Raw genomic sequence first — 12406 nt, 5'->3', positions numbered from 1 at the left:
TGGGCTAAGAGCAGCCCCCTCCCTGACCCGCAGAGAGCTACTCGTTTTGCAGTGCCGAGCCTACGTGCCCGCCCACGAGATGATTCTGCCCCCTGTCCTTCGTGAAGCACAGGGGGGTCTGCCTTGAGTTGTTTAGGGCTGTAAACAATTGATGCTTGACAAAATCCGCCTGTAATGGTCTACGCAGGTCATCCCTGTAGGGACGCCATCTCGTTGGCAGTTCAAGTAGAAGTTTTGTCGAACAGCAAGAGCAGACAAGGAGGGCCACCGCGGATGAGGTCAAGGCCGGAGGGTTCTGACTGCCTTGCCCATCCATAGGCATATGTCCGCTACTGAAGTACGGCACTGCTCCCAATGGGTTCGTTGAGAAGTCGCGGCCCGAGCCGCCGCCGGTCGGGACCGGCCTCCAGGCCGCATGCCCGGCCGGCGAGCTGGCGACAGGCCGCGAGGCGGCGCGCAGCGCCGCCCTTGATACCCCATGAGAACAATTCGGCAGTGATCCGTGATGGGCTGCGCTCGATGTGCGGGTGGCTGGTAGAACGCTGGATGTGGAGGATCGTCGGGATCGCCTGCGGGCGCTGGGTGAGTTGCTGCGTCGGCTGCGTAAGGATGCTGGGCTGACGGGGAAGGATCTGGCGTTGCGGGCTGGGGTGGCTCAGCCGACGATCTCTCGGATTGAGACGGGGCGGCTTCTTCCGGTTCCGGAGACGGTGGATCGTCTCGTTGAGGCGTTGGGCCTGGATGATGCGGGCCGCGGGGAGCTGAATGCTCTGCTTGTGCGGCTGCGCGATGAGGTGTCTCGTCTCAAGGGCGGGCTTGCCGGCCGGGAGGCGGCCAATGTCGCTCGGTTGCGGTCGGCGCGTCGGGTGGTGGTGTTTTCTTCGGCAATGGTTCCGGCGTTGTTGCAGACGGCGGAGTATGCCCGGCTGGCGTTGGCGATCGGCCGTGAGGTGGATGAGGAGGACGCGGCCAAGGCTGCGGCGGTTCGGGTGGAGGGGCAGGCGGTCCTGTTCGAGTCCGGCCGGGAGTTCTCCTTTGTGCTGACCGAGGGGGCTGTGCGTACGTGGCCGGGGTCGCCGGCGTTGATGCTCGCTCAGCTCGATCGGCTGTTGCAGGTGGCGACGCTCCCTCACGTCACTCTGGGGGTGGTGCCGTGGTCGGTGCAGGCTCCGGCGTTCCCGTTGCATGGGTTCACGGTCTATGACGGTGCGGTGAGCGTGGTGGAGAGCCTGACGGGTGATCTGACGTTGACGGAGCCTGGGGAGCTGTCAGCTCATGGGGAGACCTTCGAGGTGTTCGCGGCGGTGGCTGTCTATGGCGAGGAGTTGCGGGATCTTCTGGGGCGAATCGGTGCCGACTATCGCACCTTGGCGACACACCTCTAACGTCTGACGCATTTATGCGTCGAATTCCTTGAGATGCTTCTAGCATCACTCATACGCTGGCGCGGTGGATGTATAGCCCCCTAGACATCGGAGTCCGCTATGTCACCCTGGCGCATGTCCCGCACCTTTCCCGGCTCTCCCGTGGCGATCACCGAAGCGCGACGATTCGTCACCGCCCTTCTGGGTGCCTGGCCCGGGATCGAAGACGCCGAACTGATCGTCAGCGAACTGGCCACGAACGCTATCCGTCACTCCGCAAGCGGCCGGTTCGGCGGCTGCTTCACCGTTGCCGTCCAAGCCGACCGCGGCCGGATCTGGCTCGGCATCCTGGACCAGGGCGGCCAGCGTGCACCGCATCCCCTCCCTCCTCAAACGGACAAGGAAGGGGGACGCGGCCTGGCCCTCGTCGCCGCACTGGCGGCCAGCTGGGGTGTGACCGGAGACGAGCAGGGTCGCATCGTCTGGGCCACCTTGAACCTGACTCCTGAGAAGACGGCTGCCCGGTGAGAAGGTGCCTGGCCCCGCACCTGGGACCGTTGCAGGCCGGTCATGTCCTACTGGCCTGGATCGACCCGCGAGACGACGGGCGACGGCGAGTGATCGCCTGGACCTGTGACTGCCGTTCGGTCGTCTACGAACTGTGCTCGGCAGGCGGGCAGTCCTACCTTCGCCGTACTGTGCAAGGCGCTCAGCTCGATGTCAGTGAGACTCCCCGAACTCGCGCCAGTGAAGCGCATGACCTTTGGGCCGAGCTGTTGACAGGGCACGTGCGATGACGCGCGGTGTGCCAAAGCGACGCTCAGCGATTCGGGCAACCAGCCCGAAAACCGGCGAACCTCTTAAAGCCGTACTGTCGAGGGGGATAGACGACATTTCGTCTAGGGGTCTAGACTCGGCTGAGCACCATCGAAAGGGAACCGCTGTGCCGCCGAGTGACCTTGAGCGCATCGCCGCCATGGGCGACCCGTATCTGTTGATCCGGGCCGCAACCGAGCGGCTGAGTATCGCGCAACAAGAGGTCACCGAACTGGCTCGCCTCCGACGCCGCGTCATCCAAGAGTTGCACGCCCAAGGTGTCTCGTATGCGCAGATCGCCGAGCAGGCCGGCCTGTCGCGCGGACGCATTCACCAGATCAAGCACACCGGACCGGCTCCGGAAGGGGCGTTCCTCGGTGTCGGCACGGTGACCGTGGTGACCCCGCTGCGGCTGGACCCAGAGCGAAACCGGCCCGTGGTCGCTCTGGACGACATGCGCTCGGGCAAGCGGCTGGAAGACCTCGCGCGCTCCTTCGGTCTCACCGTGGCCTCCGACAACGTCTCGGTAGACGGGCAGATCGATCTCAACCGGCCCGGCCTGCTCGTCATCTGCGGTCCCCGGATGGCCGAAGCGATGCGCACCGCGTACGACACCGACCCCGTGATCAGATGGGAGCGCGACGACCTCGGCTGGCTGCTGCGCGACACCCGGACCGGCGTCGCCTACCGCTCCGGCAGCCAGGTCGACCCGCCGCAGCCGACCGACTCGGCCTACCTCGGCCGTCTCCCCCGGCCCGATGGCAAAGGCACGTTCCTGGCCATCGCGGGTATTCACCCCAATGGCTCGCTCGGCGTCGTCGATCTGCTCGCCTCCGAGATCGCCACCATCTGGGGTCAGGTCGGTGACAAGCGTTTTTCCACCGCCGTCGCCGTCGAATACGACCCCGCCACGGGGGAGCCGGTCCGTACGCAACTGGCCAGCCCTCTCTATCGGCACGAGAACGACTGATATGCGGCTCAGTCTCGCCACCCAACCCGCCCACCCCGATCGGCCCAACGAAGACTTCATCGGGGCCACCTCTGACGCGGTGGTACTCCTGGACGGCGCCGGGACCCCGGCGGGACTGAAAACGGGCTGCTCCCACGGCGTCGCCTGGTACGCCCACACGCTCGGCTCAACCCTGCTGGCCGCGGTCACCCAAAGCGCCGGCCCCCTGACCGAGACCCTGGCCGAGTCGATCAAGAACGTCGCCTCGTTACACGACTTCACCTGTGACCTGGTGCATGCAGGATCCCCTTCGGCCACGGTCTCGATGTTGCGCCGTACGGGTGACGTCCTGGAATGGCTGGTGCTGGCCGACTCCGCCGTTGTCCTCGACACCGGTACGACAGAGCCGACGGTGATCTGTGATGATCGCGTGAGCCGCATCGGGGCGCGCTACCGGGCGTTGATGGATGGCCTCCCGGGGGGAAGCCCAGAACATGCCGAGGCGTTTCGTGGCTACGTCGAGACGTTGCGCGATCATCGCAATCGGGACGGCGGTTTCTGGGTGGCCTCCGTTGATCCCCTCGCCGCAGAACAGGCCCTCACCGGTACCGCCCCGCTGGATCAGGTGCGGGCAGTGGCATTGTTGAGCGACGGTGCCTCCCGCCTCGTCGACCGCTTCGCCCTGGCAACCTGGCGGCAACTCCTCGACCTCCTCAACCAGGACGGCCCCGCCGAGTTGATCCGCCGTGTCCGAGAGGCCGAACGCAGCGATCCGAACAGCTCCCGCTGGCCTCGGGGCAAGATCCATGACGATGCCACTGCGGCGCTCTGGAAATTCTCCTAAGCCATTTCGTCGACCCCCCTAGACAGTTCGTCGACTCGGGCCTAACTTACTTGCATAGCCCCCTAGACACCTTGTCCTCGCGGAACGGCCGCACCTGTCTAGGGGGGTCGACAACAGGAGTTGCATCATGGCCATCCAAGGCCCCATCCCCGTCCGTTTCGAGCAGGTCTTCCCGCACGGCTGCTTCATCGTCGGTGAGGTCGAGCAGGTCAAGGACTTCGACGCCTCGTCCAAGGGCCGCACGGTCTACGCCAAGGACAAGACCACCGGAGAGCTGGTGTGGCAGGTCGCCGTCATGGACGCCGACCCCACCGTCAAGGCCGGACAGAAGACGGTGGCGGTCAAGATCCTGTCCCCGGTTCAGCCCGTCGTCCCGGCTGCTCTGCCGGGTCTGCCATTCGTGCCGGTGGAGTTCGACGGCATGACCGCCACCGCCTACGTCGGCCAGAACACCGGCCGCCTGGCCTGGTCGATCCGGGCAACCGCGATGCGCGCTCCCCGCTCTGCGGCGGCTCCGGCCAAGGCTTCGGCCGGTAAGGACGTGGCGGCATGAGTGAGCACAAGCCCTACACCTACGTCACTGCGTCGATCCGTGAGGGCGTCACCCGGTTCGATGTCTCCTTCTGCACCTCGGAGGTGTCGGCCAAGGCGTTCGGGGGCGACAGTGAGCGGCCGTTCCTGACCCTGTCCAGCGCTGAGGCACAGATGACGGTCACCACCACGGGCGGCGGGCCGGTCACCGAACGGGACGTGACCCTCGCCCGGGAGATCTTCGCTGCTGCCGCGCGCTACCTGGCCGACTGCGAGCGGCTGCACACCGCACAGTCCACCAACCCCCACCAGGCCGACAAGTCCGAGCAGGGCAAGGCGGCCTGACACGAAGCGGGGCCGCTGGAACTGGCATTCCGGCGGCCCCTCGGTTCTCCCTCTCACGCGAATTCAAGGAAGAGGCTCCAGCCTAATGTTCAAAAAACTGCCCGGCGACGAGGCACAGCACCTCGTCTCCACGACCCCCGATACCGCCGTCGTCTTCCGCCCGGCCGTCCTGCGGACCCCGGCGATCATCACGATTCTGATCTTCGCGTGGCGGCTGCTGGCCGGAGTCGTCCGGCTGATCTGGCGTCACCCGGTCGCCCTGGCCGTGCTCGCCGTTCCCTGCCTGCTCGGTGTCCTGTACGGCTGGCGACTTGCCCTGGTCGTCGTCGCTGTTCCCGTCTCGCTGCTGGCTCCGTGGCCGTTCTTCGATCGGGCCTCGTTCAACCGGTGGATGGGCTGGCGGCTGCTGGCTTGGTGGCGGCTAGTGTGGGTCTACCGGCGGCACTGGCAACCGGTAGTGATCATCTCCGGTCTCGGCCGGAACCTGCGCGGCCGGGACTACCTGCCCCGCCTGGTCAAAGTCACCTGTACCTCGTGGGCCGACCTGGTCACGGTGAAGATGCTCACCGGACAGTCGGTCAAGGACTGGACCGACCGTATCGAGCACCTGGCCCACGGGTTCGGCGCTACCTCCTGCCGGGTGACCGTCGCCCGGTCGGGCCGGCTGCTGCTGGTCTTCCCTCGGCGTGACCCGCTGGCCATCCCCTTACCCGCTCTCCCCATCCCTGAGGCGGCGTCGGTCGGGCCGGTCGAGATCGGCCAGTGTGAGGACGGCACCCCGTGGCGGCTCAAAGTCCACGGCACTCACGTCCTGGTGGCCGGTGCCACCGGAGCGGGCAAGGGCTCGATCATCTGGTCCACCATCCGTGGCCTCCTGCCTGCGGTGCGGGCGGGCCTGGTCCAAGTCTGGGCGCTGGACCCCAAGCGGATGGAGTTGTCCTTCGGCCGCGACCTGTTCGGCACCCGCTACGCCGCGAACCCTGCCGACTGCGCCGATCTCCTGGAAGCAGCCGTGCAGATCATGCAGGAACGGGCCGACCGGTTCGCCGGACTCCAGCGCAACCACACTCCAACCCTCGATGACCCGTTCGTCCTGGTGGTCGTCGACGAGGTGGCGTTCCTGACCGCCTACCAATCCGACAAGGGCCTGAAACTGCGCATCTCGGCCGCGCTGGCAACGCTCACCACCCAAGGCCGTGCGGTCGGGTTCGGCGTGATGGCGGCCCTCCAGGACCCCCGCAAGGAGGTCATGAACGTCCGCAACCTGTTCCCCGACAAGATCGCGCTTCGGCTGGATGAGTCCGAGCAGGTGGACATGGTGCTCGGCGACGGTGCCCGTGATAGGGGTGCGCTGGCCGATCACATCTCCCCGGTTCCCGAGCAGGGCGCTGGCATCGGCTACGTCCGGCTGGAGACCTCGCCCGACCCGATCCGCGCCCGTGCCGGCTACGTCTCCGACGCCGACATCCGCGCCATGGTCGCCAACTTCGCCGGGGAGGCACACCAGTGAAGATCATCATTCAGGGCACCCTCGCCGAGATCGACGCGATCCCCTTCCGCCTCCTCGGCTCTCTGGTCGACTCCCCGCCGCGATTTGAGCTGGTGCTGTCCGACCTGGTCAACATCCGGCTGCGTCGCGACCCCTACAGCGCCTCCTACCGGTTCACCGCCGACGTGCTCGACCGAGAGGAGGACAGGTGACCGATACCCCCATCCCCTCGCCGGACGGCTCCGACCACACCTTGCCCCGCCTCGTCCGTGACACCCTGCCCCTCGCCCTGGATGTGGCAATCGAGGTCGCCAAGCTCAACGGGGTCTGCATCCGCCCCCTCGAACTGCGGCGCCTGGACACCCACACCGGCATGACCGAGTCGTTCAACATCCCCTGCGGCACCACCCAGGAAGCCAAATGCCCGCCCTGCGCTCAACGCAACAAGCAGCTGCGCAAAGCCCAGTGCCGGGAAGGCTGGCACCTGGAGGCCGAACCCATCGCCGAACCGCACCCCTCTACCGAGGATCAGCGGTGGCTGATCGAGTTCCGGGCCGACGTGCAGGCCAAACGGGACGAGGCCGAACGCGACGGGGAAGAGGTGACCGACTGGGATGAGGCCATCGCGGGCATCGATGCGGAGATCAACGCCGCCGGGATGCGGGGCAATGTCCTGGGTGGGCGGTCGGCTCCCAAGCGTTCTCGTTCGACGAGGCGGCGTCAGGATGCGCCGGACCTGCCCAAGCGGGCCAAGCAGGACACCACCCTCGGCCGGACCTTCATCGCCCCCGATGGCAGGGTCTACCGGCCGTCGCTGTTCGTCACCCTCACCCTGCCCTCCTACGGCAAGATCCGTTCCGGTCTGGGCGTGCCGGTCGATCCGAGCAGCTACGACTACGCTCGCGCGGCTCGCGATGCCCTGCACTTCTCCAAGCTGGTCGATCGGTTCGTGCAGAACCTGCGCCGGGTGGCGGGCTATGACGTCCAATACTTCGCCACTGTCGAACCACAGAAGCGGTTCGCTCCGCATCTGCACATGGCAATCCGCGGGACCATGCCCCGCGCGGAGATCAAGGCGATTGCCGCCGCCACGTATCACCAGGTGTGGTGGCCCTCGGTCGATGAGGTCTGCTTCGACGGTGACCACCTGCCGGTCTGGGCGGAACGGGCTGAACTGGGCGACGGCGTCACCTACCCGGATGGACAGAGCGGTGATTACCTCGACCCCGTAACCGGGGAACTGCTGCCCACCTGGGACGAGGCGCTCGACCGGCTCGACCAGGACGACGAGGCCGAACCGCTGCACGTGGTCCGCTTCGGTCCCCAGGTCGATGTTCAGGGCATCGTCGCCGGATCACCGGACGCGCACAAGCGCATCGGCTACCTCACCAAGTACCTGACCAAGAACCTCGGCGACCCCCTCGACCCCGACGACCCCACCACCGACAACCCTGCTCGCCGTGACCACGCCGTTCGGATGGTCGAAGCGCTGCGCTACGAACCCTGCTCACCGACGTGCCCGAACTGGCTGCGCTACGGCATCCAACCCAAGGGCGCCAAAGCGGGCATGCTGCCGGGCCGATGCAAGGGCAAGGCACACAAGGCCGAACACCTCGGCTACGCCGGACGCCGCGTCCTGGTCTCCCGCAAGTGGTCCAACAAGACCCTCCGCGAACACAAGCAGGACCGCCGGGCCTGGGTGCTCGACATGCTCGGCCTGCCCGACGACACCGTCACCGACCCGCACCGCTACATCTGGCGACCGGTCTCCTCCAAAGACCCCAACCGAACCCCACTGGCCAAACGCCTACTGCGCGAAGTCGCCAACCGCCAGCGCACCCGCGCACGCCTGATCGAACTCCAAGCCAGAGCAGACGGACGACCCATCGAAAATCTTTCGGCAATCGGAGAGGCGGCCTGACATGGAACCACTGTTCTACCGGCCCAAGGATGCCGCCGTGATGCTCGGCATGAGCCGTACGGCCGTCTTCCGACTGATCAAGACCGGCGAACTCAAGTCGATCAAAGACGAGGGATACCGGCTGGTCCCCCGGTGGGCGCTCCATGAGTTCGCCCGCGCACTGGAGGCCAAGGCAGGGCTCTCCCAGGAAGAGGCTGCGTGATGGCAAAGAAGCCGGACGGCCGATCCTCGATCTACTTCGGCAACGATGGCTACTGGCACGGCTGGGTCACCTTGGGGATCAAGCCGGACGGCTCCCTCGACCGTCGTCACCGGATGGCCAGGACTGAGGCCGAGGTGACACGCAAGGTCAGGGAACTGGAGAACAACCGGGAGTCCGGACAGGTCACCAAGCCCGGCCGTGCGCCCACCGTCGCCGAGTGGATGACCGAGTACCTCGACGTGATCTGTGAGCGGCTCGTGATCTCCGGCAAGATGGCGCCGCGCACCCTGACGGACTACCGGTCCAAGACGCGTCATTGGATCATTCCGCTGCTCGGGCGGCATCGGCTCAACCGGCTCGCTCCTGAGCACCTCGACACGGCTTACACCACAATGCTTGAGAAGAACCTCTCGACCAGCACCGTGCTCAAGGTTCATCGCATCCTGTCGCGGGCGCTGACCATCGCGGTACGCCGCAACAAGCTCACGCGGAACGTCGCGACTTTGGTCGACGCTCCCTCGGCTGCGGCCACCGAGATCGAACCGCTGACCCGCGAGGAAGCCCGCAACATCCTCGACGTGGCCGGCACCCGGCGGAACGGGGCGCGCTGGTCGGTCGCTCTCGCTCTCGGCATCCGCCAGGGCGAAGCGCTCGGGCTCCGCTGGCAGTACGTCGACCTGGAGACCGGAGTGATCAGGGCGTGGTTCCAGATCCAGCGCACCGAATGGCAACACGGGTGCACCGATCCCCATAAATGCGGGGAGAGGTGGCACCGCTGGCCCTGCAAGAAGAAGTGCAGTGATCACGGGCATAACCCCGGCTGCAAGGAGGACTGCAAGAAGCAGGGGCACACTTGCTTCAAGAGGACCTGTCTCAAGGACTGTACGAGTCATGCCGACCGGTGCCCGAAGCGCACGGGCGGGGGCATCGTCTTCCGCCAGCGAAAGGGCAAGAGCAAGCTCACCCTTCAATGCCCTCCCGAGCTGCTCGCGCTCCTCAAGGCACACCGCAAGATCCAGGCTGCGGAGCGTCTCAAGGCGGGGGATCGCTGGGAGGATCACGATCTCGTGTTCGCCACCCGGCATGGCGGTCCGATCGAGCGCACCGAGGACTGGAAAGTGTGGAAAACCATCCTCAAGCAGGCCGGGGTTCGGGACGTCCGTGTGCACGACGCTCGACACACGGCCGCGACGCTTCTCATCGAGCAGGGTGTGAACATCCGCGTCGTTCAGGAGGTCCTGGGCCACACGAGAGTTACCACGACCGAGCGTTATGCACATGTGTCCACACCGCTCATGCGCGATGCCGGGGAGCGCCTGGCCTCGGTGCTCTGGGGGGAGTCCTGAATCCTCGTTGCAACTAGGACTGCAACTATGACGCCCTTGGAGATCAAAAAGGCCCTCTCCCCGTATCTCGGGAGAGGGCCTCTGAACTGCGGAGGCTCGGGGATTTGAACCCCGGATGGGCGGTAAACCCAAACCGCATTAGCAGTGCGGCGCCATAGACCTGACTAGGCGAAGCCTCCTGGTAACCGTTCGGCTCAGGACAGAGTACCGGCCATCCGGCGAGGCGGCAAAGCGGTTAGAGATCGCGTCGCGGGCAAGAGCCGGGCGAGAGTTGTCCACAGGCGGTGGATAACTCTCGCCGCCCCTGTGGACAAACTCGGGAGTCCCCAGCTGAGCCGACGGAAATCCCGTGGATTCCCATTTTGCGAGACGCTACATCTCACTGGGCGAACACATTGGGGCCCCTCGCCGCCCGAGAGGACGGGAGAGGCCCCGAGTGGTGGCGGAGATCAGGCGGCCGGGTTGGCCTCGCCCTCGATCTCGATCTTGATCTTCTTGCCGACCAGGACGCCGCCGGTCTCCAGCGCCTGGTTCCAGGTCAGGCCGAACTCCTCGCGGTCGATCTCGGTCGTGATCGAGAAGCCCCAGACGTCCTGGCCCCACGGGTTGGTGCCGGCGCCGCCGTACTCGACGGTGAGCTCGACCGGCTTGGTGACGTCGCGGATGGTGAGGTCACCGACGAGGGTGAACTCGTCACCGGAGTGGCCGACGACGCGGGTGCTGCGGAAGGTCAGCGTGGGGAACTTCTCCGCGGAGAGGAAGTCTTCGCCGCGCAGGTGGGCGTCGCGGTCCGCGGCACCGGTGGTGATGCTCTCGGTCTTGATCGAGATCTCCGCGGAGGAGTCCAGGGGGTTCTCGGCGACGTTGACGGTGCCGGAGAACTCGTTGAAGTGACCGCGGACCTTGCTCACCATCATGTGCTTGACGACGAAGCCGATCCGGGTGTGGGCGACGTCCAGAGCGAAGGTGCCGGCGGCGGGGATCTGAAGATTCTCCCAGGTCCGAGTGGTCATGCTGTGCTCCTGATGAGATGATTGCCGAGTAGATGATTGCGCCAACAGATTTCTACACGAGGAATATTCCTTCCGTCAACTACCTTCGGATAGAGTGTGAACGTGATCCCCTTTGATGACTCCCGGCTGACGGCGATGGGCCTCCTGGCAGAGGTCTACACCGGCATCTCGGCCAAGACGCATGAGTCCTTTGTGGCCGCGGGGCTCTCAGAGATCGACTTCGAGACGTTGATCAGGTTGGCGCGCTCGCCGGGACGGCGGCTGCGGATGAGCGACCTGGCGGCGCAGACGAGCCTGTCCACCAGCGGGATGACCCGGGTCGTCGACCGGCTGGAACGCGAGGGACTCGCCACGAGGCAGGCGTGCGCCACGGACAGGCGGGCCTCCTACGCGGTCATCACCGAGGCCGGCGCCGACCGGCTCAGCGGCATCCTCCCTCGGCACCTGATCGACATCGATACCTGGTTCACCGGCCTGCTCTCCCCCGAACAGCTCAGCACCTTCCTCGACGCCCTCAGAATCATTCGCGACGCCGTACGGCCGTGTGCCACCGCGGGGGCGGAGGCCGAGTCCACCCCGTCTCCCCACAGCTAGAGCCGAGGGCTTTCAACCTTCACGGATCAGGTTTCCCGAATGACGATGTCCCAGCAAAGGCTCCGGTCAACGTGCGGGGATTACCGGCCTGGGCCCGTCGGCGGATCCTGCCATGGCGAGGATCGGTCAGGTGGTGCCTCGCAAGAGCAGCGCGCCGCGGTGACCGACAACAACTCCGACGGCAACTCCGACGACAACGTGGCGAGGCGCCGCACGACCGCGACGGGCAGCAGGTCCAGCCTCCTGACCGCGACGGGCAGAAGATCCACCTCCTGACCGCGACGGGCAGAAGATCCACCTCCTGACCGCGACGGGCAGAAGATCCACCTCCTGACCGCGACGGGCAGAAGATCCGAGGGACAGCTCTAAGCCCGATGCTCCAACTCCCGCGGTTCGGAGAGGGTGAGGTCGCCGCGGAGCTTGGCCATCCCCCTGGAGACCGTGCTCTTGACGGTACCGACGCTGATGCCCAAGGTCTTGGCGATCTCCGACTCGGTCATGTCCTCGTAGTAGCGCAGGACGACGGCGGTCCGCATCCGGGTGGGCAGCCGGTCGAGGGCCTGCTCGACCCGCTCGGGCAGGTGGGGGCCGCCCGCGAGCACCGGTTCGGGAAGTTCCTCGGACGGATACTCCTCCAGCTTGCGCCGCCGCCACCAGGAGATGTTGATGTTGACCATCGCCCGGCGCACATAGCGGTCCAGGGCGGTGTGGTCCTGGATGCGGTCCCAGGCAAGGTAGGTCTTGACCAGTGCCACCTGCAGCAGGTCCTCGGCATCGTTCGGATTCCCGGTGAGCTGGTAGGCGGCACGCAGTAACGCCGGACCGCGAGCAACGACATACTCGCGGAACTCCTCGTCGGTCCCGCCGGCCACCGCGATCACCAGCCTGTGCTCCAGGTGCGTATGGTGGTCAGAATCGCAGCCCGAACCCATACTGCGGCTGAACCGAAATCTATGTTTCATCCCATCAACGGTAAAGATCGGCTTCGATGG

14 protein-coding genes and 1 tRNA gene are annotated in these 12406 nt (G+C 66.1%); 12 read left to right on the top strand and 3 right to left on the bottom strand.

The genetic code is table 11. The annotated features are described in order from the left end of the window. Nucleotides 1-527 precede the first annotated feature (527 nt). From OG884_RS17290 to OG884_RS17240, 11 genes are all read left to right on the top strand, one after another. Nucleotides 528-1385, top strand: a complete 858-nt coding sequence (locus tag OG884_RS17290) for a helix-turn-helix domain-containing protein (RefSeq protein ID WP_326646377.1) — start codon at nt 528-530, stop codon at nt 1383-1385. 99 nt (nt 1386-1484) lie between these two features. Next, the gene (locus OG884_RS17285) at nt 1485-1892 is read left to right on the top strand and encodes an ATP-binding protein (RefSeq protein WP_326646376.1); all 408 of its coding nucleotides are present in this window, start codon (nt 1485-1487) and stop codon (nt 1890-1892) included. Between the two features lie 415 nt (nt 1893-2307). Next, entirely contained in the window at nt 2308-3150 is an 843-nt protein-coding gene (locus OG884_RS17280; protein ID WP_326646375.1) for a sigma factor-like helix-turn-helix DNA-binding protein, read from the top strand. A gap of 1 nt (nt 3151) precedes the next feature. Next, the gene (locus OG884_RS17275; protein ID WP_326646374.1) at nt 3152-3973 is read left to right on the top strand and encodes a protein phosphatase 2C domain-containing protein; all 822 of its coding nucleotides are present in this window, start codon (nt 3152-3154) and stop codon (nt 3971-3973) included. 127 nt (nt 3974-4100) lie between these two features. Then, entirely contained in the window at nt 4101-4526 is a 426-nt protein-coding gene (locus OG884_RS17270; RefSeq protein ID WP_326646373.1) for a plasmid replication, integration and excision activator, read from the top strand. Beyond that, a complete protein-coding gene (locus OG884_RS17265; protein WP_326646372.1) occupies nt 4523-4849 on the top strand; it encodes a hypothetical protein in 327 nt (108 codons plus the stop codon). Before OG884_RS17270 ends, OG884_RS17265 begins: the two co-directional genes overlap by 4 nt. Before the next feature lie 85 nt (nt 4850-4934). After that, nucleotides 4935-6359 (top strand): FtsK/SpoIIIE domain-containing protein, encoded by a 1425-nt coding sequence (locus OG884_RS17260; RefSeq protein WP_326646371.1) that lies wholly within the window; start codon nt 4935-4937, stop codon nt 6357-6359. Next, the gene (locus OG884_RS17255; RefSeq protein ID WP_326646370.1) at nt 6356-6550 is read left to right on the top strand and encodes a hypothetical protein; all 195 of its coding nucleotides are present in this window, start codon (nt 6356-6358) and stop codon (nt 6548-6550) included. Before OG884_RS17260 ends, OG884_RS17255 begins: the two co-directional genes overlap by 4 nt. Beyond that, nucleotides 6547-8259 (top strand): replication initiator, encoded by a 1713-nt coding sequence (locus OG884_RS17250; protein ID WP_326646369.1) that lies wholly within the window; start codon nt 6547-6549, stop codon nt 8257-8259. The genes OG884_RS17255 and OG884_RS17250 overlap by 4 nt, the downstream gene beginning before the upstream one ends. 1 nt (nt 8260) lies before the next feature. After that, nucleotides 8261-8461, top strand: a complete 201-nt coding sequence (locus tag OG884_RS17245) for a helix-turn-helix domain-containing protein (RefSeq protein ID WP_030926231.1) — start codon at nt 8261-8263, stop codon at nt 8459-8461. Next, nucleotides 8461-9807 (top strand): tyrosine-type recombinase/integrase, encoded by a 1347-nt coding sequence (locus tag OG884_RS17240; RefSeq protein WP_326646368.1) that lies wholly within the window; start codon nt 8461-8463, stop codon nt 9805-9807. The genes OG884_RS17245 and OG884_RS17240 overlap by 1 nt, the downstream gene beginning before the upstream one ends. Nucleotides 9808-9896: 89 nt before the next feature. On the opposite strand, the gene OG884_RS17235 is transcribed toward OG884_RS17240, so the two are convergent. Both OG884_RS17235 and OG884_RS17230 read right to left on the bottom strand, forming a co-directional pair. Next, nucleotides 9897-9986: transfer RNA gene (locus OG884_RS17235), tRNA-Ser, on the bottom strand. A gap of 270 nt (nt 9987-10256) precedes the next feature. Then, nucleotides 10257-10820: a YceI family protein gene (locus OG884_RS17230; protein WP_326646367.1), complete on the bottom strand. Its 564-nt coding sequence runs from the start codon at nt 10818-10820 to the stop codon at nt 10257-10259. 102 nt (nt 10821-10922) lie between these two features. Here OG884_RS17230 and OG884_RS17225 point away from each other — a divergent pair, with 102 nt between their 5' ends. Next, nucleotides 10923-11414 carry a MarR family winged helix-turn-helix transcriptional regulator gene (locus OG884_RS17225; protein WP_326646366.1) on the top strand — a complete coding sequence of 164 codons (492 nt, stop codon included), beginning with the start codon at nt 10923-10925 and terminating at the stop codon, nt 11412-11414. A 365-nt stretch (nt 11415-11779) separates the two neighbouring features. On the opposite strand, the gene OG884_RS17220 is transcribed toward OG884_RS17225, so the two are convergent. Further along, nucleotides 11780-12376, bottom strand: a complete 597-nt coding sequence (locus OG884_RS17220; RefSeq protein ID WP_326646365.1) for a SigE family RNA polymerase sigma factor — start codon at nt 12374-12376, stop codon at nt 11780-11782. Nucleotides 12377-12406: the final 30 nt, after the last annotated feature.

The organism is Streptosporangium sp. NBC_01755, from assembly GCF_035917995.1.
In the GTDB taxonomy this organism is placed as follows: Bacteria; Actinomycetota; Actinomycetes; order Streptosporangiales; family Streptosporangiaceae; genus Streptosporangium.
The sequence above is the reverse complement of the archived record's forward strand: the minus strand, read 5'-3'. Positions and strand labels throughout refer to the sequence as shown.

What these genes read in the sequence shown, in the direction of transcription:
- OG884_RS17285 (WP_326646376.1), top strand. Translation starts at nt 1,485, where the DNA reads ATGTCACCCTGGCGCATGTCCCGCACCTTTCCCGGCTCTCCCGTGGCG.
- OG884_RS17275 (WP_326646374.1), top strand. Translation starts at nt 3,152, where the DNA reads ATGCGGCTCAGTCTCGCCACCCAACCCGCCCACCCCGATCGGCCCAAC.
- OG884_RS17270 (WP_326646373.1), top strand. Translation starts at nt 4,101, where the DNA reads ATGGCCATCCAAGGCCCCATCCCCGTCCGTTTCGAGCAGGTCTTCCCG.
- OG884_RS17265 (WP_326646372.1), top strand. Translation starts at nt 4,523, where the DNA reads ATGAGTGAGCACAAGCCCTACACCTACGTCACTGCGTCGATCCGTGAG.
- OG884_RS17260 (WP_326646371.1), top strand. Translation starts at nt 4,935, where the DNA reads ATGTTCAAAAAACTGCCCGGCGACGAGGCACAGCACCTCGTCTCCACG.
- OG884_RS17245 (WP_030926231.1), top strand. Translation starts at nt 8,261, where the DNA reads ATGGAACCACTGTTCTACCGGCCCAAGGATGCCGCCGTGATGCTCGGC.
- OG884_RS17240 (WP_326646368.1), top strand. Translation starts at nt 8,461, where the DNA reads ATGGCAAAGAAGCCGGACGGCCGATCCTCGATCTACTTCGGCAACGAT.
- OG884_RS17230 (WP_326646367.1), bottom strand. Translation starts at nt 10,820, where the DNA reads ATGACCACTCGGACCTGGGAGAATCTTCAGATCCCCGCCGCCGGCACC.
- OG884_RS17220 (WP_326646365.1), bottom strand. Translation starts at nt 12,376, where the DNA reads ATGAAACATAGATTTCGGTTCAGCCGCAGTATGGGTTCGGGCTGCGAT.